Genomic DNA, 18,585 nt, shown 5'->3' on the forward strand with positions numbered 1-18,585 from the left:
GCGAAGGTATCAGGGGCGGGTATGCTGCTGTGCGGCCCGCGCCCCGCGGCGACACATCCTAGCCCCTTGCACCCCCCCCGCTGCCGTCCCCGGAGGTCCCCCACTGTGACTGTCTCTCAAAGTCCTCTCGCCAAGCGCCTCACCCAAAGCCGCCGCCAGCCGCTGCTGGTTTTTTCTGGCCAAAGCAACCGCCCCCTGGCCCAAGCGATTTGCGACAACCTGGGGGTGCCCCTGGGCAAAAGCAAAACTGAGAAGTTCACCAATGACAATCTGATTGTGCATTACGAGCAGTCTCTGCGCGAGGGCGACGTGTTTATCGTGCAGAGCTTTTCGACCCCGGTCAGCGACGCCATCATGGAGCTGATGCTGATGATTGACGCCGCCAAGAGCGCCTCGGCGGGCCGGGTCACGGCGGTCATTCCGTACTACTCGTACTCGCGCAGCGACAAAAAAGACAGCCCGCGCATCTCCATCGCGGGCCGCCTGATGGCCGACCTGCTGCAAGCGGCGGGGGCTGACCGGGTGCTCACCATGACCCTGCACGCCCCGCAGGTGCACGGCTTTTTCAAGATTCCGGTGGACCACCTCTCGGCGGACGTCGTCCTCAGCGAGCACTTCAAAAAGTGCGTGTCGAATGCCCACGAGGGGGTGGTGCTGGCCCCCGACGCGGGCAGCATCAAGCGGGCTTCGCAAATCGCCCGCCGCCTGGATTCGGGCCTCGCCATGATTGACAAAGAGCGCCTCTCAGACACCGAGGTGAGGCCCCGCGCCCTCATCGGGGACGTGGAAGGCAAGACCGTCTTTATCGTGGACGACGAGATTAGCACCGCCGGAAGCCTCGTCGAGACGGTGAACGTGGCCCGCAGCATGGGGGCCAAGGACGTCTATGTCGCCGTCACCCACGGCGTGTACACCGGTCCGGCCATCCAGCGCATTGCCGCCCTCGACGTCACCCAGGTCGCGAGCACGAACACGGTGCTTGTTCCCGAAGAGAAGATTCGCGCCGCCAACGGCAAGCTCGCCGTCCTCGACGTGGCTCCCCTCTTTGCGAACGCCATCGCCAACATCCACACGGGCGAGAGCGTCAGCACGCTGTTCTCCTGACAAACGAGCCTCAAAAAGCCAAGCGGTTGAAAAAATAAAGCATCAGGGCTAGACTTGGGCATGACCCACCCTGCTGCTCTGGACTTTTCCGCCTGGCCCCAGTTGGGCGCGGTGACCCTGTTGGTCCGCGACCTGCCGCGCCTGACCGCCTTTTACGCGGAAGTGCTGGGGCTGGCGGTGCTGCGCCAGAACAGAGAAGAAGCCGCACTGGGTGTGGGCGAGGCCGAATGGCTGCGGCTGCGAAGCCGCCCCGACCTGCCTGCGCCGGAGCCGCGGCGACCAGGACTCTTTCACGCGGCCTTGTTGCTGCCGGACCGCGCCGCGTTGGGAAGCTGGGTGCGGCACGCGTCGGCGCTGGGGGTCCGGTTGGGGGCGGGCGACCACCTGGTCAGCGAAGCCCTCTACCTGACGGACCCGGAGGGCAACGGGGTGGAGGTCTACCGCGACCGCCCCCGCGAGGAGTGGAGCTGGGCGGGCGGACAGGTCCGCATGGACACCCTGCCGCTGGACCTGCCCGGCTTGCTCGCGGTGGGCGAGGCCGCCGGGCCGTTTCGTGGGGCCGCGCCCGGCACCCGGCTGGGCCACGTGCATCTGCGGGTGGGGGACGCGGCGCGGGCTGCCCGTTTCTACGCGCAGGCGCTGGACCTGCACCCGGTTGCCGAGTGGCGCGGGGCCGCGTTTCTCTCGTGGGGGGGGTATCACCATCACTTCGGCCTCAACGAGTGGGAGACCCGTGGGGCGGGCCGTCCGCTGGCCCCCGCTACCGGACTGGGTGAGGTCGAGATCCTCGTTCCTGACCTCGCCCCCGCGCGGGCGCGGCTCGCGGCGTTGGGTGTTCCCGCTGCGGAAGAAGCCGGGGCGCTCGCCTTCGCCGACCCCTGGGGCCTGCGCCTGATCCTCCGTGCCTCTCCCGCTGCGGGCGGCTAGACTCCGGGGCGATGAGCGAGGGAACAGAACGGGTGCGGGTGGGCCGAGAAGCCGAGTTGCCGGAGGGCAGCCAGACCGAGGTGACGGTGGGCGGCCAGAGCGTGGTGGTCGTCCGCTACGAGGGCGAGTTTTACGCCCTACGCAACAACTGCACCCACAAGGATTTTCCCCTGCTCGGCGGCGAGGTGAGTGATGGGCGCATCACCTGCACCAAGCATGGGGCCAAGTTTGAGCTGGCGACGGGGAAGGCAAAAGCGCTGCCCGCCGTCAAGCCCGTGAGGATTTACCGCACGGTGCGCGAGGCGGGCGAAGTGTTCGTTGAGGCGCTGTGAAGGGAGCTAGCGCCCGCCCCTGGTAAGCCGCCACAGGGTGTAGGCGTTGTTCAAAAACAGCAGGCCACACAGCAGCGCGAAGATGGTCTCGCCGCGCTGAAAGAAGCGAATCCCCAGGATGCCCCAGCCGCACATCAGCGCGACGACCAGCCAGATGCGCCAAGCGGGAGCATTCACAGGGTCCTCCAGGTCAGCATGGCCCTAGCCTAGCGCACCCCGCCGGGGCGAAGCGTCCCACTTGGCGCGGGGGCGGGGGCCAGGACAGACCGGACCGCCGCTTCCGCGTTCAGCAGTCCCGCACCGCAACTGCGCTGCGGGTCGGGGTCGCAGCGCCCACCCGGAAAGGGGGTGGCCGTGCGGAGCAGCAGGTCACGCACCTGCGCGGGCGTCAAGGTGGGCTTGAGGCCAAACAGCAGGCTCGCGACTCCCGCCACGTGCGGGGCGGCGAGGCTGGTGCCGTCCGGGGTGCGCTCGCCGCCCGGCCCACTCACGCTGCTCGCCAGGATGCCTCGCCCCCGCTCGCCTCCAGGCGCGGCCAGGGCCACGCTGCGCCCCCAGTTGGCATAGCCAGGGCGCTGGCCTCCCTCCGACACGCTCGTCACGGTCAGGACGTTCCGGCACCCCGCGGGCGAGTACCCACTCGCGTCGGCCCCGTCGTTGGCGGCCCCCGCGACGACCAGTGCCCCCCGCGCCGTCACCGCGTCCACGGCGGCCTGAATGCGGGCGTCGCAGCCGCTCAGCGGGATGAAGTCCGCGTACAGGCTGAGGTTGAGCACCCGCGCCGGGTTGGGGTTGGTGGGCACCCCCGCGACCGCCAGACCCGCCGCCCAGCGCAGCCCGTCGGCGAGGTCTTGCGGGTCGATAAGGCCGTCTTGACCGGCCACCCGCACCTGCACGATGCGGGCGCGGGGGTTGATGCCGGCCATGCCGCGCCCGTCGTGTGCCGCTCCAATCAGGTTGCCGATCACCTCGGCGTGATAGGCATACTCACCCACCCCACTGCCGTCGGGGTCGCGCCCGTCCCTGTCCCCGGCCCGCGCCGGGTCCGACACGAAGTCGTAGCCCTTGAGCAGCCGCCCGGCGAGTTCGGGCGTGCTGACAAAGCCGGTGTCGAGCACGGCCACCGTGACCGGAGCGCCCCGGCCCGTGCCCGCCAGCTGTGCCCACGCCCCCGGCATCCCCACCGCCGTCAGGTTCCACTGCCGCGGGAAGAGAGGGTCAGGGGGGCGGTAGGTGGCCGGGGTGGGGGAGGGGCGGGGGGGTGGCGCGGGCACGGCGTCGAGCGGCAGCAGCGGCGCGGGGGGCTGCGGGCGCGGCGGCTCCGGCTGAAGTTCGGGCAGGGCGGGCAGCGCAGGCAGCGGCACGAGGCGCGGCGCGGCGAGGGCCGAAGCCCCCAGCAGGCCAGCGCAGAGGAGAAGGGCGCGGGTCCGGTTCATCCCGGCAGTCTGGCGGCTGAGGCTGACGGGCGGCTGAGGACCGCCTACCATGCGGGGCATGACCCCCCAGACTGTCCTCCTGACCGGGGCTTCCAGCGGCATCGGCCTCGCTACCGCCGAAGCGCTCGCGGCGCGGGGCCACCGCCTCGTTCTCGCCGCCCGCCGCGCCGAGAGCCTCGCGGCCCTGGCCCGCCGCCTCGACCCCTCCGGCTCGCGGGTGCTCGCCGTGCCCACCGACGTGACCGTGGACACCGAGCGCCGGGCGCTGCTGGCGGCGGCGGAAGCGCAGTTCGGCCCGGTAGACGTGCTCATCAACAACGCGGGCGTGACGGTCGAGCGCGGCTGGTGGTGGGACGACCCCGACCCCCTGCGGGTGCTGCGGGTCAACCTCGAAGCTCCTATCGAACTCACCCGGTTGGTGCTGCCCGCCATGCGGGCGCGGGGCCGGGGCCACATCGTCAACATCGGCTCGGTGGCGGGGCGGGCGGCCACCAACGGCATGTATTCGGCGAGCAAGTTCGGCCTGCGCGGGTTTTCGCTGGGGCTGCGGCGCGAGCTGCGGGGCAGCGGCGTTACGGTCAGCCTGATTGCCCCCGGCTTTGTCCGCAGCGAGATGACGGCCTCGGCCCGCCTCCCCATGCCCGGCCCGGAGATTGTGGCGCGGGCTGTGGCGGACGTGCTGGAGCACCCCCGGCGCGAGGTCATTGTGCCGCGCGTGTACGCGCTCCTTGCCGCCCTCGACCACTTTTTCCCTGCGCTGGGAGACCGGATATCGGGGCTGCTCATTCGGCGGCGCTATGACCACCGGGAGGGGGAGCAGTAGTCCACCCCAAGCTTCCCTTCAGGCCCCGGCGGGCCAAGCGGGGCGGCCACCCCCGTACACTGACCCCGACATGAGTGTCGCCAAGACAGCCAAGACAGCCTTCAAAAGGGCGCTGCCGCTGCTGGAGCGCGGCCTGCTGGCCCTTGACCACGCGGTGAGCGGATACGTGCAGCCCCGGCGGGCGCGGGGCAATCTCATCTTGCAGCCCTATGTGGGGTGGGGCACCCCGCAAACGGTGGAACTGCAAGGGCGGGTGCTGCTGCCCCGCACCCTGGCCCCGGCCCGCAAGGGGGACCCCCGCTGGCGCAACTTCCGCAACGTGCTGCGGCGGCTGCTCTCGCGGGAGGTGGGTGGGGTACCCGTGACGGGCACCCTGGGCGGGGCCGTCGCGAGCGACGTGAGCGGCAGCGACGGTTACTTCACTCTGGTCTTTGCCCCCCCGCCCGGCGCAGAGCCGTTCGCCCCCGGTTGGCACGAGGCGGAGCTGCAGATTGAAGGCCGCGAGGGCCGCACTCGCGCCCGCGTGCAAGTCGTCTCGGAGGCCCGCTTCGGCATCATCAGCGACCTTGACGACACCGTGATTCAGTCGGACGTGACCAGCCTGCCGCGCATGCTGATGACCGCCCTGACCGGAAACGCTCGCACCCGCCTCCCCTTTCCCGGCGTGGGGGCGCTCTACCGGGCGCTCACCCGCGAGGGCGAGGCCCGCAACCCCATCTTTTACGTCTCCAGCAGCCCCTGGAACTTCTTCGACCTGCTGTGGCAGTTCCTCGACTACCGCCGCATACCGCTGGGGCCGATGTTCCTGCGCAACTGGGGCTTCGACCTGCTGGCCGGGCATGGGGGCTACAAGCATGGAGTCATCGAGCGTCTCTTTGAGCGGTATCCCGACCTGAAGTTCGTGCTTATCGGGGACAGCGGTGAGAAAGACCCCGAAATCTATGCCGAGGTCGTGCACCGTCACCCTGACCGGGTGCTCGCCGTATACATCCGCGACGTGACGGAAGCCAGCCGCGATGAGGGTGTCCTGAAGCTGCGCGAGGAGGTTCGCAAGGCCGGAGTGGACCTCGTGCTTGCTGCCGACAGCCTCAACGCCGCCAGCCACGCGATGAGCATGGGTCTGATTACACCGGGCGAGTTCCGCAGCGTGCTGACGAGCGTGGCGCGGACGTACGAGACGTAAGGGAGGGCAGCCGCCAGCCAAGACAGCGGACCGGGGGAAAACCTCCGGTCCGCTGGCCTATCGCCTGGGCCTAGCTCTGGGTGCCGCTTCCGCCCCGGCGGCCCCGGCGGCGGCGGCGGCGGTGGCCGTCTCCGCCCCCCCCGCCCGCTCCCGCGTCGCCCTGCGGGGCCTGAGGCTGGCCAGCGCGGGCGGCCCCGCTGCGGGCGCTGCTGGAGCGACCGTTGAGGTCGCGGACGGCCCCACGGTCGCTCGCGCCACGGGTGTACGCGCCGCGGCCCCCGCTGCGGTCGCCGGGGCGTCCGTCGGCCCCGAAGCGGCGGCCTCCGTCGCCGTGGCCCCCCTCGTCGGGCGGGAGGTTTTCCACGGTCCAGTCTCCGAAGTACATCCGCTGCACGGTGATGTTTACCGGGCGCAGGTGCTCATTGCGCGGGCGCTCCAGAGTGATGACCCGGCGGCCCCCGCGTCCGCCGCTTTGCCCGCCCTGATGGCCCCCGGCAGAGCGCCCGCCGCCGCTGCCGCCACTCGCCCCCCGGCCCTCGCGCCCGCCCTGCGGGCCTCCCCGCGTGGGGCGGGGGGCCGGAGCGGCGGGCTGGGGGTCGTCCAGGGTGAACTTGCGCGGCGCGGAGGTGCTCACCGTTTGCAGCTTCTCGCGTTTCTCGGCCTCGCGGTCCTCGCGGCGGCGAGCGCGTGGGCGAATGGGGTTGCCTTCCATATCGGTCTCCTGGGTGAAATCGATTTGCCGGGCCAGGGGGTTGACCTGGCTGATGGTCACGGTGATGGGGTCGCCGAGGCGGAAAATGCGCCCGTTCGAGCGGCCCCGCAGCATCTGTGCGTCTTCAAGGTAGATGTAGTAGTCGTCGTCGAGGTGCGAGATGTGCAGCTTGCCCTCCACGCCGTTTTCCAGGGCGACAAAGAGGCCACTGGCGACCACCCCCGACACGTGGCCGGGGAAGCTCTCGCCGAGGTGCTCCTGCGCCCACTTGGCCTGGTAGTACTTCGTCAGGTCGCGCTCGGCTTCCGCTGCCGCCCGCTCGCGCTCGGAGGTGTGCTCGCCCATCCCCGGCAGCCGGGCACGCAGTTCGTTTGCCGCCCGGCTGTTCGCCCGCAGCTCGCCCGTCAGCATCCCCTTGAGGACCCGGTGCACGAGCAGGTCCGGGTAACGGCGAATGGGCGAGGTGAAGTGCAGGTACTCGTCAAAGGCGAGGCCAAAGTGCCCCAAGTTCTCGCCCGCGTACTTGGCCTGCTGCATCGAGCGCAGCAGCAGCGTGTTGACCACGCTCTCGCGTCCGGTGCCGCGCACGCCCTTGAGGACCGCCTGGTACGCCTGTGGGGTGGGTTCCCCACCGGGGAAAGACAGGCCCAGCCGCGCCAGCGCGTTCGTCGCCTCCTGGAACTTCTGGAGGGTGGGTTCCTCGTGGATGCGAAAGAGGGCCGGAATCTCGCGTTGCAGCAGCTCGTGGGCCACCACCTTGTTGGCGAGGAGCATCAGGTCCTCGATCATCCCCCGCGCCGTTTCCTCGCGGATGGGAATCAGCTCCATGCGTCCGCCCGGCCCCACATCCACCTTGACCTCGCGCAGCTTGAAGTCCAGCGAGCCTTCGCGCAGGCGCTTTTGGCGCAGCTTGCTCGTCATCTTGAGCAGCAGGTGGAGGTCACCTTCGAGGTGCCGGGCGTGTTCGGGCAGGGTGGCGGTCGCCTCCGAGTAGGCCTGCACCTCGTCGTAGGTGAGCCGCGCTTTGGAATTGATGACCGAGGGCGCGAGCTGCACCCTCAGGATGTCGCCCTCCGCCGAGAGTTCGACGAGCGCCGTCAGGGTGAGGCGGTCTTCAAAGGGCACCAGGCTGCACACCCCGTTGGAGAGGTGTTCGGGCAGCATGGGCAGCACCCGGCCCGGCAGATACACACTGGTGGCGCGGGCGTAGGCTTCTTTGTCCAGCGGGCTGCCCTCGGTCACGTAGTGGCTGACGTCCGCGATATGGATGCCGACCACAAAGGTGCCCTCCGGCGTGGGCTGGATGTGAATGGCGTCGTCGAAGTCCTTGGCGTCGCGTCCATCGACCGTAAAGATGTTGAACTCGCGCAGGTCGAGCCGTCCCACAAGTGCTTCGGGCGGAATCTGGGTGGGGATGGCATTCGCCTGCTCCAGCACGTCCGCCGGGAACTCGCCGCGCAGCCCGTACTTGACGATGACGGCCTCAGTTTCGGTGGCGGGGTCGTCTTGCTCGCCGAGCACGCGGGTGACTTGCCCAAAGACCTCGTCTTCTCCGGTCTGTTCGGGCCAGTACAGCTCGGCCACGACCCTTGCGCCGCTGTGCAACTCCTCAATCCCCTGCGGCAGCAGCAGGATGCGGTGCCGGGCGCGGTGGTCGTCGGGCTTGAGGATGGGGTGGCCCTTGCTGAACTCCAGCGTGCCCACGAGCTGCTTATAGGCCCGCTGCACGATGCGGACCACCGATGCCCGCGGGTTGCCGTCCCCGCGCTGGCCCCGGCGGGGGCCGCCCCCGCGCCCGCCGTCGCCCCGGCCCTCCATCCGCACGAACACGATGTCGCCGTTCCAAGCCTCCAGGGTGTGTTCAGGGGCAACATAGAAGTCCTCGCCGCCGCTGTCCGGCACCACGAAGCCGAAGCCCGCCGCCGACGCCTGAAAGCGGCCCCGCACGAGGTTCATCGCTTCGGGGAGGCCGTAGGTCCGCTTGCGGGTGCGAATCACGGTGCCGCTGCGGGTCAGGTCGTCCAGCAGCGCTTCGAGGTCGCGCCAGCCCCCCAAGCGGTCGAGCATCTGGCGGGTAAAGGTGCGTTCCAGGTCGCGCACGTGGATGGGCCGCCCCACCTTGCGCAGTTGCGCCACCACCAGGCTGCGGGCAGGGTCATCGGGCGCTTCGGCGGTCGCCTCGGCGCGGCCCTCGTCCTCCTCCCCGTCTGGGGTCCCGTGCGGGAGGTCCACGAGGGGTTCAGGCGTATCGGCTTGCCCGTCGCCCGCCAGGGTCAGCACCGGGGCGGGCGCTTCCCCCGCGGGTTGGGGGGTCGCCGCCGCCTCCACCGCCACGGATTCCACGCCGCCCAGCACCGCATTCAGCGGAGTCTCGGCGGGGTCGGGTTCGGGGGTCGCCGCCGCCCCGGCTCTCGCCCGGCGTCCGCGCCGAGGCTTGGGCACCTCCAGCAACACGGGGTCGGTCGGCTCGCTCGCCACGGTTGGCCGCACGTTTGGCGAGGGGGCGGCAGAGCCGAGGTCGTCGGGGGTGCTCGCCTTGCGGCGGCTGCGGCGCGGCTTCGCGGGGGTTGCCGCGGGTTCGGTGGATTCAGCGGTGGGTTCGGGGGCTGGTGCCGCCGCTGGCACTGCCGTTTTCTTCGCGCTCCGCGTGCGGCTCTGGCGAGCGGGCTTGGCGGGGGCCGGGTCTTCCGGCTCGGTCGGGGTCGGCGCAGCGGTCAGCGCTTCTGGCTCGGTTTCAGCCGCGGGGGCCGGGGCCGCCGCCCGCTTGCCCCGGCGGGGCTTGGGGGCGGCGGCTACGTCGGGAGTCGGCGCTGCCAGCGCCGCGGGAGCTGCGGAGTCTGGCGCAGTGGCCGTTTCTCCAGCCGCTTCTCCGGCCTGTTGAGCTGCTTTTGTCCGCGCCGAGCGGCCCCGGCGGGGTTGGGGGGGCGGCGGGGTCTCCGTGTCCTCCGCCGCAGGGGGGTCTTGAGGGGCTGCCTGTTCCGGGGACGCTGCTGCGGCCACCTTGGCCGAGCGTCCGCGCCGGGGGCGGGCCGGGGATGGGGGCTGCGCCGCCGCAGGGGTGGGCAGCTCGGCGGCATTGGTCTGTTCTTCGGAGGCGGTGCGCTGCGGCTCGCCGGGCACCACGCGCTCCTTGTTTGCTCTGGGCATTCCTCACCTATCAGGACGCGCCCGTGGGACTCTATATGGAGGTCGGTCGCCGGGCAGGGCCGCGTGCAGCGGGGCAGGCGGCAGCCCGAAAGCGGCACTCTCGCCCAGGGGCAGGGGGTCTCACGCTTGTCGCGGGTCGCGCCCGGCTCTCCCACCTGCCGCAGCAGTGCCCGGAGGCGGGGGGCAGGGGCGCAGTCCTATGACCCGGCAGCGCACTCAGTCTATCACGCGGGAGCAGCGGGGCGGCGGCGCTTGCCCGTTACGTTGGGTATCCCGCTCGACCCAGCCCGTCAGGGGGGCGTGGTCGCTGAGGCGGGCGGCGCGGTCGGCGGCCACCCCCCGAACCTCAGTCCCCGCGGCGAGGAGGTAATCGATGCGCCAGCCCACGTCGTTGGCGTAGGCTTGACCCCGGTTGCTCCACCAGGTGTACTCGGCCCGCTCGCCCAGGGCAGCGCGGTGCGTGTCGGTCAGGCCCGCGGCGAGGTGGGCGGTCATCCAGGCGCGTTCGTGGGGCAAAAAGCCGCTGTTGCCGCGATTTCCCCGCCAGTTTTTGAGGTCGAGTTCGCGGTGCGCCACGTTGTAATCGCCGCCGATAATGACCGGAAGGCCCTGCGCGAGCGTCTGCACCGTCCAGGTGTGGTAGTCGGCCAGCACCCGGTCCTTGAAGCTCTGCCGCTGGGGGCCAGAGCTGCCGCTGGGCAGGTACACGCTGGCAAATCGCACCCCGCCCACCACCGCGCTGAGAACCCGGCCCTCGGCGTCCATCTCCGGGTGACCCATGCCGGGGCGTACGTCTTCCAGCGGAAACTTGCTCAGGATGGCCACCCCGCTGTAGCCGGGCTTCCGCGCCGGAAACCACGCGCTGGCGTACCCCAGGGCTGCGAACAGCTCCGGCATGGGGTCAGCGCGGACCTCTTGCAGCAGCAGCACGTCGGGGGCCTCGCGGGTGAGCCACCCCTCCAGGCCCTTTCTCAGGGCGCTGCGTATCCCATTGACGTTGAGGGTAGTCACCTTGAGGGGGGCGGGCAGCGGGGCGGGGCGCATCGGCGCGGAGGATAACGGATGACGGAGCCTACGGTCGGGTACCCTGGGGGCAGTATGGTCGAGATCAAGTTCCGCAACGAGCAGGATGGCCGCGAGTTCGAGCTGACCCACCCCCGCGCCGCCCGCGTGCTGGAAGACGTGCGGGCCTGGGCCGAGAAGAATGAGTTCGCGCATGTCACCTTCTGGCGCGACGCCGCCGACGAAGAGCGGCTGTGGGTGCAGCTTGGTGACGACCGCCTGAATTACTGGATTCCGGTCAGCACCTTCACCGAGGGCCGTCATGAGGCGGTCGAGATGCAACTCGACTACGCCCGCGGTGCTCAGCGCCGCAGCGCCGCTGGATACGAGCGCTTCGATAAGTGAGGCCAGCTGGCGCTGATTCCTGAGCGTTTGCCAAGCAACGCGAGGGGAAAAGCAACACGGGCTGGCCCTTCACGACCCTCCCAAAGGGACGACCAGCGGAACGCCCCATGCCGTAGAACCGTTCCTCGCCCTAGACCTCGTTCTGCTGCGTGAAGGGGCCAGCGACCGCCCGGCCCCTGCGCAGAGTATTTAAGCCCTCCTGTTGAAGGCTCCACGGAACGTTTAAAACGTGGTGCCTTCTACGTTTTGGGAGGAAAGGCCGGGCGAGAGTTGGGCCGTGCTTCGGGGCAGGGTTCCCCGCTCCGAGAGTCTTACTCGAAAGGCAGGTCCCACGATGAAACTGTCCAACCTGATGTACGTGCTCGGCTTTGTTTCGATGGCGATGTCCGCTGGCTCCTTTACTGCTGGCAAAGCAGAGGGCGGTGCGGGCGATAAAGAAGGCGAAGAAAAGCAGCGGAGCGGCCTTTTCGTGGGCTTCTGGCCCCCCACGTTCTTCATCCTCGGCAAAATCATCGAGGACCGCGAGAACCGCAACAAGAACATCCTCACCGGCGAGTGAGCTGGCTTGTTTAACAGATAGACCACAGCGTTTCAAACGAGTACTGTTTTGGCCCTCTCCCCTCGTAGGAGAGGGCCTTGCGCAGCAAAGAGTGAGGGGCGCAGATTCAATCCGCGCCCTCTGGACCGTCTTTTTCTAACGCAGTTCCATGCGCGTTTTTAAGAAGTTGGTCATCACCGCGCCGCGCTTGTAAAACGGATTGTCCATAATCTTGATGTAAAGCGGAATGGTGGTCTTGGGGCCGTGAATCACGGTCTCTTCGAGTGCCCGCTTCATGCGGCTGATGGCCTGCTCGCGAGTGTCATGGTGGACAATCAGCTTGCCAATCAGCGAGTCGTAGTGGGGCGGAATCACGTAGCCTGCGTAGGCGTGACTGTCGACCCGCACGCCGGGGCCGCCCGCAAAGTGCACGTCGTCGATTTTGCCCGCTGCCGGACGAAAATCCTTGTCGGGGTCTTCGGCGTTGATGCGGCACTCGATGGCGTGGCCGCGCAGCTGCACGTCCTCCTGCCGAAGGGGCAGGCCCTCGCCCGCCGCGATTTGCAGTTGGAGGCGCACGAAGTCGAGGCCTGAAATCATCTCTGAGACGCAGTGCTCGACCTGGATGCGAGTGTTCATCTCCATGAAGTAGTAGTTGCCGTCCCGGTCGACGATGAACTCCAGCGTGCCCGCCCCTGCGTAGTTCACGTGCCGGGCGAGGCGCACTCCCGCGTCCAGAATCTCCTGCCGCAGCGATTGGGGCAGGGTCGAGGGCGCTTCCTCAATCAGTTTCTGGTTGCGGCGCTGAATAGAACAGTCGCGCTCGCCGATGTGGATGACGTGGCCCTGGCCGTCGCCCATGACCTGCACCTCGACGTGCCGGAACTCCTCCAAGAACTTCTCCATGATGATGGCGGGGTCGCCGAAGTACAGCCGCGCTTCCTCCTGCGCTTGTCCAAAGGCCGAGCGCAGCTCTTCTTGGGTCCGCACGACTTTCTGTCCGCGCCCGCCGCCCCCCGCACTGGCCTTGAGCAGCACCGGGTAGCCAATCTGCTTGGCGGCCAGGAGCGCGGCGTCGACGTCCTCCAGCACGCCCGTTCCCGGCACGACGGGCACCCGGCTTTGCGCGGCGATGTCGCGCCCGCCCGCTTTGCTGCCGAGCGCCCGCATGGATTCCGGCGTCGGACCGATAAACACCAACCCGTGCTCGCGGCACATCTCCGCAAAGTCGGGGTTTTCAGCCATAAAGCCGTAACCGGGGTGAATCGCCTCGGCCCCGGTCATCAGCGCCGCCGAGAGGATATTGGGAATGTTGAGGTACGAGGCGTTGCTGGCGGGCGGCCCCACACACACCGACTCGTCGGCCAGCAGCACGGGCAGGCTCTTCTCGTCGGCGGTAGAATACACCACCACCGTCTTAATGCCCATCTCCCGCGCCGTGCGAATGACGCGTAGGGCGATTTCGCCGCGATTGGCGATTAGGATTTTTTTGAACACAGCTCTCGGCCCTCAGCTTTCATACGTCCTCCGCTAGAAAGGTAGACCTGTAACCCTTGCAGCCGAGCGGAGTGAGAAGGAGAACAAAGGGTTCTGGGCATGGCGTGAACAAAGCAGCGCTTTTGCGATGTGGTCACGAAACAGCCGGAACTCCTTTCAGCCTTTAGCCCTCAGCGGACGGCTCACTCGATGATGAACAGCGTCTGTCCGTACTCCACCGGCTCGGCGTTTTTCACCAGAATCTCGCGCACCACGCCGCCCGTCTCGGCCTCAATCTCGTTCATCAGCTTCATCGCTTCGATAATGCACAGCACCTGTCCGGGCTGCACCGTGTCGCCCACCTTGACGTAAGGGGGCGCGTCGGGGCTGCTCGCCGCGTAGAAGGTGCCCACGATGGGAGCCTTGACGGGGGTTCCGGCAGAAGCGGGCTTGGCCGGGGGGGCCGCCGCTGCGGGCGGCTCGGCAGGAGTGCTCTCAGGAGTGACGGGGGCCGGAGCCGGAGCTTCTGCGGGCGCGGGGGCTGCGCTGCTCGCGGCGGGCGGCGGGAAGCTGGGCGCGGGGAGAGTGGGAGCCGGGGCCGGGGCCGCCATGCCCGCCACCTGCGGGCCACGCTTGAGGTCAAGGGCGAAGCTGCCGGTCGTCAGGCTGAACTCGCGCACATCCGCTGCCTTGAGGGCGTCGAGAATCTTTTTCAGGTCATCTGGGTTCATGGCTCCTCCGGAAAGGGCAAGAAGGCGTATGGGGGGTGAACTGAACCGAGTCTAACGGCCAAAGGAAACGCCGCCCCCAGACCAGGGAGGCGGCGTTCCGGAAAGGGGGCATCAGGCGCGGCTGAGGTATTGGCCCGTGCGGGTGTCGACCTTCACGTCGGTGCCCTGCTCGACAAAGAGGGGCACCTGCACGACCGCGCCCGTCTCCAGGGTGGCGGGCTTGGTGCCGCCAGAGACGGTGTCGCCGCGCACGCCGGGGTCAGTTTGGACGATTTTGAGAATGACCTGGTTGGGCAGCGTGATGCTCAGGGGCTTTTCGCCGTACATCGCCACCTCAACCTCGGTGTTTTCCTTCATGAACTTGGCGGCGTCGCCAACGAGCGAGGGAGGCAGGTGCACCTGGTCATAGGTGTCTAAGTCCATGAACACGAAGTCCGAGCCGTCCTTGTACAGGAACTGCATCTTCTTGCCCTCGACGTAGATGTCCTGGAGCTTTTCACCGCTGTTAAAGGTGCGGTCCACGATGGAGCCGGTTTCCATATTGCGGAACTTGGTGACCACCTTGGCCCCGCCGCGTCCCATCTTGAGGTGGGAGTATTCCAGGCATTCCCACAGCCCGCCGTCCATCTCCACTTTGGTGCCATTGCGCAGTTCCGTCACGCTAATCATAGGTCTGTTCTCCTCGTTTCCGGCCCTGCCGGGAGGGCGCGGGCCGTGCTGGGGTCTTGTGCCGCTTGGTGCCGCTTGGATTGGGCCGGGGCGCTCCTCTTCGGTCTGCCAGGGGCCGCTCGGCAACAGGCCAGATTCTAGCAGAGCGGTGGGGGGCAGGGCCGAGCGCTCCGGAGCCCCCCGTTTCCGCCCCCCTTCCGGTTTGCTACACTGCCAGGGTTGCATGGCCCCCGCCCCCACCCTGGGCACCTTGAGCCGGGACGCGGAGCGGGTGAGGCGGCCACTGCGGACCCCCGGAGGAAACACCCATCATGGAACTGAGAGCCATTCCCCGCACCAGCCAGCAGAAGCTGGCCCCTGGCATGATTCCCGCCGTCGCCTACAACAAGGAGAAGAACGTCTCCTTTGCCATCGAGCGCCGGGCCTTTGACCGCGCCTTCCGGCAGCAGGGCACCACGGGCCTCTTTGACATCGTTCTGGAAGGCGGCGAGACCTTCCCGGCCCTGGTCAAGGCCGTTCAGATGGACAAGCGCCGCCGTGAGGCCATTCACGCCGACTTCTACCTGGTGACCTACGGCGAGCCGGTGCAGGTCAGCGTGCCCGTGCACACCACGGGCCGCAGCCAGGGCGAGGTCATGGGCGGTCTGGTCGACATCGTGGTGCATAGCCTCGACGTTATCGCCCCTGGCCCGCGCCGCATTCCGCAAGAAATCACTGTGGACGTCACCGCCCTGAACATCGGTGACCACGTGACCGCCGGGCAGATTCGCCTCCCCGAAGGCGTCAAGCTCGCTGTGGACGAAGACCTCGTGGTCATCAGCGTGCTGCCGCCCCGCCTCACCGCCGAGGAGCTGGAAGCCGAGACCCAGGCTGCTCAAGTCGCCGGGCTGGTCGCCGCGGGCGAACTCTCCGAGGAGGCTGCCGCCGCCGTGCTGGAGGGCGACGCCAGCATTGAAGAGGTCAAGGCCGAGGCCAGCGAGACTGCCGAGGGCAACAGCGAAACCAACCAGGGCTGAGCTGCCCCGCTCGTCCAAGCTGGGATTCCCCCGTGGGGTCCCAGCTTTTTTTAGGGTGTTTGCCCCCGTAAGCACCCCGCCCGCTCTGCCTGGGGCCGCTCGCCGCAAGCCCGTGCCAGTGCGTAAAAGGCGGGAAGGTCGCCGCCGACCCGTGTCAGCGCCGCCCTGAAGTCGGGCACCAGCGCGGCGTACGCCGCGACCGACGCGAGGGCCGCGTTGTTGACCCCGGCGGCGAACCAAGCGTCGTAGCCCGTGTAGCCGCCCCAGCTCGCCTTTAGCGCCGCGTAGCGCTCCTGCAAGTCGGAGAGCACCGCCGCCTTGCGCGTTCGCATCTCTTCCGGCGCGAGGGGCTGCGCGTAGAGGGTCTGCAACTCTGCCCGCGTCTCCAGCAGCAGGGCCTCGAACGCCTCTGCCCGCTTCCGCGCTCTCCGGTCGGCCTCCGCCAGTTCGGGCGTGCCGCGAGCCGCAAGCCACCGCCGCCAGCCTTCCTCCTCGACCGTGGTGGCAAACGACTCGTTGTAGACGGTATCGCCGGGCACGTACACGGCGGGATGGGCGAGTTCGTGAATCACGGTGCGAATCAGCGTGGGGTCGGGATAGGCCAGCGTGCTGTAGGCGGTCACCCCGCTCACCCGCACGTCCTCGCCCGCTGCTCGCCGCGCTTGCGCGTAGGCCCGTGCAGAGGCCTCCCGGAAATACCCCCGGTAGCCCACGCACCCAGCCACCGGAAAGCAGGAGGTCAGCAGCTCTACCCCAAACTCTGGCGCTCGAAACACGTTCCAGACGACCAAAGGGCGGCCTACGTCCACGAAGTTGCGGTAGGCTCCTCGGTCAGGCAGGCCCAACTCCCTGAGCGCAAAGGTCCGGACCTCCTCCACCAGCGCCAGCTTGCGCCGGGTTTCCGGTGGGGTCGTGGGGTCCGCTCTCACCTCGGCCACAGGCCGCGCCCGCCCCAGCAGGTCGAGCTGACCTTGCGCCGCCTGCGCCAGATACTGAATCTCGCCGCAGCCGCTCAGGACCAGCATGAGGCCACCCCCCACCCCCCAGGCTTTCATGAGCGCAGTCTAGAGGTCGGCAGGAAGGAGGCAAGCGCTACCATGCCCCATGACCTCTGCGAAGATGCAAGGGTTGGCGGCCAAGATGCGCGGCATGGACCTCTGCTTGCTGACCACCGTGAGCAGCCACGGGCGGCTGGCCTCGCGTCCCATGAGCAACAATGGTGAGGTCGAGTACGACGGCACCTCCTATTTTTTTACCTGGGCCAACTCGCGTATGGTGCGGGATATCCAGGCCAATAAACACGTGCAGCTCGGTTTTCGCGCCGAGAAGGGCTTCCTGTTCGTGGCCGTGCAAGGCGAGGCCCGCGTCCTGACCGACCGCCGGGTCATGAAAGACCATTGGCACGAGGAGTTGCGGCAGTGGTTTGGGGACGGCCTGGAGACTGAAGGGCTGGTCATGCTCGTCGTGGATGCCAAGCGCATCCAGTGGTGGGGCGAGGAAGACGGCACCATCGAGCTGTGAAGCGGGGCGAGGAGCATCCCTGTGAGAACATGGAACCCTGGGCCGCCCAGAAGAAACGACCCCGCGGCGGCGCAGAGACGTCTTGCGCGGGTCTCGTTGGGGGAGAGGGACCCTGTCTGAGCCGGGCAACGACCCCCCCGGCCACAAACCAGCGGTCAGCCCCCTTCCCGGTAGCTGACCGCTGACGGCTGACGGTTGGGCAGCCTCTAGGCCGCCCCCACCTTCTCCGCGATGATGCCCTCGATGTACTTCACGACGCTGGCCAGCGGCACCCGCGAGAGCACATCTTCGAGGAAGGCCGTGACCAGCATCTTCTCGGCGAGTTCCTGGCGAATGCCCCGCGAACGCAGGAAGAACAAAGCTTCTGGGTTGACCGGGCCGGTGGTCGAGCCGTGCGAGCAGCGCACGTCGTTGGCATTGATTTCGAGCTGGGGCACCGAGAAGTTCTGCGCTTCGCTGGAGAGCATCAGCGTGCGGTGCTTCTGATAAGCATCGGTCTTCTGGGCACCCAGGTCGACCTTAATCATGCCGGAAAAGACGCCTACCGACTGGTCGGCGTTGACGCCCTTGTACAGCAGGTCCGAATGCGCGTGCGGGGCGGCGTGGTGCTGGAGGGTGTAGTGGTCAAAGTGCTGGTCCCCGCTTGCGAAGTACAGCGCCAGCATCTCCGAGTCGCTGCCCGGCCCACGCAGGTAGCTTTGCATCTCGGTGCGGCTCAGGGTGCCACCCATCGTGACGACGAGGCTGTTGAGGGTGGCGTCCCGCTCCACGTCGCCGCGCTGACGCTGGATGTGGGTCACCCCCTTGCCCCAGTTCTGCACGGAGACGTACCGCAGGCGAGCCCCCGCCTTCACCACCAGCTCGACCGCGCCGATGGCGTAGGTGCCGGGCAGTTCTTCTGAGTCCTGCTCGTCGATAAAGGTGACCTGGCTGTTCTCCTCGGCGACCACCAGCGTGCGAGTGGCGGTGTAAGTGCCCGCCTCGCTCATGACCCGGAAGGAACCGAGGGGCAGCTCGACCTCTACCCCACGCGGCACGTACACAAAGGCCCCATTTGTCCACAGGGCCGCCGCCAGCGCCGAAAACTTGCCCTCGCTGGGGTCGGGCGACTTGCTGGGGGTGGTGCCGGGCGCGGCGATGGTGGTGTCGTCGGGCACCTCCGCCGGGACCACGCTGTAGAGGTAGCGCTGCACCAGGTCGGCGTGCTGCTCTGCCGCCGTCTTGAGGTCAGTGAAAATCACGCCCTTCTCGCGCAACTCCTGGGGCAGCTCGGTCGCGTAGACCACGTCCGGGCCGTCGAGCACGAGGTATGCGCCCACATCGGTGCTGTTCAGGCGCTTTTGCACGCTTTTGGGCAGTGCGGAGGTATCAGTCACGCGCTCCCGCTTGGGGTGGGGGCGCAACTCGCCGAAGTCCACGTCCACGCGGGTGTACTTCCAGGCTTCGACGCTCTCGTTGGGCACTTCCAGTTGATTGAAGAGGTCAAGCGATTCGCGACGCTTGGCGAGCAGCCAGTCGGGTCCGCCGTATTCGGTGAGTGGGTCAGTGAAGGGTTGGGTCATA

At 68.3% G+C, this 18,585-nt stretch carries 18 protein-coding genes; 9 read left to right on the forward strand and 9 right to left on the reverse strand.

All coding sequences use genetic code 11. The features are described from left to right. Positions 1–105 precede the first annotated feature (105 nt). Genes H565_RS0101465 through H565_RS0101475 form a run of 3 tightly spaced genes read left to right on the forward strand, consistent with a single transcriptional unit; the run spans position 106 to position 2,363 of the window. The gene (locus H565_RS0101465) at positions 106–1,104 is read left to right on the forward strand and encodes a ribose-phosphate diphosphokinase (RefSeq protein ID WP_027459475.1); all 999 of its coding nucleotides are present in this window, start codon (positions 106–108) and stop codon (positions 1,102–1,104) included. A 60-nt stretch (positions 1,105–1,164) separates the two neighbouring features. Beyond that, entirely contained in the window at positions 1,165–2,031 is an 867-nt protein-coding gene (locus tag H565_RS0101470) for a VOC family protein (protein WP_027459476.1), read from the forward strand. An 11-nt stretch (positions 2,032–2,042) separates the two neighbouring features. Continuing rightward, positions 2,043–2,363: a non-heme iron oxygenase ferredoxin subunit gene (locus H565_RS0101475; protein ID WP_027459477.1), complete on the forward strand. Its 321-nt coding sequence runs from the start codon at positions 2,043–2,045 to the stop codon at positions 2,361–2,363. Between the two features lie 6 nt (positions 2,364–2,369). On the opposite strand, the gene H565_RS16520 is transcribed toward H565_RS0101475, so the two are convergent. Together H565_RS16520 and H565_RS0101485 are read right to left on the reverse strand one after the other, a co-directional pair. Next, positions 2,370–2,540 (reverse strand): hypothetical protein, encoded by a 171-nt coding sequence (locus H565_RS16520; RefSeq protein ID WP_169726642.1) that lies wholly within the window; start codon positions 2,538–2,540, stop codon positions 2,370–2,372. Between the two features lie 29 nt (positions 2,541–2,569). Beyond that, positions 2,570–3,799 carry a S8 family serine peptidase gene (locus H565_RS0101485; protein WP_027459478.1) on the reverse strand — a complete coding sequence of 410 codons (1,230 nt, stop codon included), beginning with the start codon at positions 3,797–3,799 and terminating at the stop codon, positions 2,570–2,572. Between the two features lie 58 nt (positions 3,800–3,857). On the opposite strand from H565_RS0101485, the gene H565_RS0101490 reads away from it, so the two are divergent. Continuing rightward, on the forward strand, positions 3,858–4,622 hold the full coding sequence (locus H565_RS0101490; RefSeq protein ID WP_027459479.1) for an SDR family NAD(P)-dependent oxidoreductase: 765 nt from the start codon (positions 3,858–3,860) through the stop codon (positions 4,620–4,622). 70 nt (positions 4,623–4,692) lie between these two features. Further along, positions 4,693–5,805, forward strand: a complete 1,113-nt coding sequence (locus H565_RS0101495) for an App1 family protein phosphatidate phosphatase (protein ID WP_027459480.1) — start codon at positions 4,693–4,695, stop codon at positions 5,803–5,805. Positions 5,806–5,875: 70 nt separating this feature from the next. Here the strand turns inward: H565_RS0101495 and rnr are convergent, their stop codons facing one another. Both rnr and H565_RS13950 read right to left on the reverse strand, forming a co-directional pair. Then, positions 5,876–9,664: a ribonuclease R gene (gene rnr / locus H565_RS13945; RefSeq protein ID WP_245576143.1), complete on the reverse strand. Its 3,789-nt coding sequence runs from the start codon at positions 9,662–9,664 to the stop codon at positions 5,876–5,878. A gap of 216 nt (positions 9,665–9,880) precedes the next feature. Further along, complete coding sequence (locus H565_RS13950) at positions 9,881–10,708, reverse strand: exodeoxyribonuclease III (protein ID WP_051363356.1); 828 nt, start codon at positions 10,706–10,708, stop codon at positions 9,881–9,883. Between the two features lie 54 nt (positions 10,709–10,762). Between H565_RS13950 and H565_RS0101510 the strand changes: the two genes are divergently transcribed. Both H565_RS0101510 and H565_RS0101515 read left to right on the forward strand, forming a co-directional pair. Continuing rightward, the gene (locus tag H565_RS0101510; RefSeq protein WP_027459481.1) at positions 10,763–11,071 is read left to right on the forward strand and encodes a hypothetical protein; all 309 of its coding nucleotides are present in this window, start codon (positions 10,763–10,765) and stop codon (positions 11,069–11,071) included. Between the two features lie 334 nt (positions 11,072–11,405). After that, the gene (locus H565_RS0101515; RefSeq protein ID WP_027459482.1) at positions 11,406–11,630 is read left to right on the forward strand and encodes a hypothetical protein; all 225 of its coding nucleotides are present in this window, start codon (positions 11,406–11,408) and stop codon (positions 11,628–11,630) included. Positions 11,631–11,765: 135 nt separating this feature from the next. On the opposite strand, the gene accC is transcribed toward H565_RS0101515, so the two are convergent. The 3 genes from accC to efp form a co-directional block, all read right to left on the reverse strand. Beyond that, the gene (accC, locus tag H565_RS0101520) at positions 11,766–13,106 is read right to left on the reverse strand and encodes an acetyl-CoA carboxylase biotin carboxylase subunit (RefSeq protein ID WP_027459483.1); all 1,341 of its coding nucleotides are present in this window, start codon (positions 13,104–13,106) and stop codon (positions 11,766–11,768) included. Positions 13,107–13,288: 182 nt separating this feature from the next. Then, entirely contained in the window at positions 13,289–13,816 is a 528-nt protein-coding gene (gene accB / locus H565_RS0101525; RefSeq protein WP_027459484.1) for an acetyl-CoA carboxylase biotin carboxyl carrier protein, read from the reverse strand. A gap of 111 nt (positions 13,817–13,927) precedes the next feature. After that, positions 13,928–14,485 (reverse strand): elongation factor P, encoded by a 558-nt coding sequence (efp, locus tag H565_RS0101530; protein WP_027459485.1) that lies wholly within the window; start codon positions 14,483–14,485, stop codon positions 13,928–13,930. Between the two features lie 311 nt (positions 14,486–14,796). Here efp and H565_RS0101535 point away from each other — a divergent pair, with 311 nt between their 5' ends. After that, positions 14,797–15,501, forward strand: coding sequence for a 50S ribosomal protein L25/general stress protein Ctc (locus H565_RS0101535; protein ID WP_027459486.1), 705 nt, complete (start codon positions 14,797–14,799; stop codon positions 15,499–15,501). 50 nt (positions 15,502–15,551) lie between these two features. On the opposite strand, the gene H565_RS0101540 is transcribed toward H565_RS0101535, so the two are convergent. Continuing rightward, positions 15,552–16,556: an aminopeptidase gene (locus tag H565_RS0101540; RefSeq protein WP_034408011.1), complete on the reverse strand. Its 1,005-nt coding sequence runs from the start codon at positions 16,554–16,556 to the stop codon at positions 15,552–15,554. 49 nt (positions 16,557–16,605) lie between these two features. Between H565_RS0101540 and H565_RS0101545 the strand changes: the two genes are divergently transcribed. Continuing rightward, entirely contained in the window at positions 16,606–17,022 is a 417-nt protein-coding gene (locus H565_RS0101545) for a pyridoxamine 5'-phosphate oxidase family protein (protein WP_027459488.1), read from the forward strand. 206 nt (positions 17,023–17,228) lie between these two features. On the opposite strand, the gene sufD is transcribed toward H565_RS0101545, so the two are convergent. After that, positions 17,229–18,584: a Fe-S cluster assembly protein SufD gene (gene sufD / locus H565_RS0101550; RefSeq protein ID WP_027459489.1), complete on the reverse strand. Its 1,356-nt coding sequence runs from the start codon at positions 18,582–18,584 to the stop codon at positions 17,229–17,231. Position 18,585: the final 1 nt, after the last annotated feature.

Source organism: Deinococcus murrayi DSM 11303 (genome assembly GCF_000482805.1).
Taxonomy (GTDB): domain Bacteria; phylum Deinococcota; class Deinococci; order Deinococcales; family Deinococcaceae; genus Deinococcus; species Deinococcus murrayi.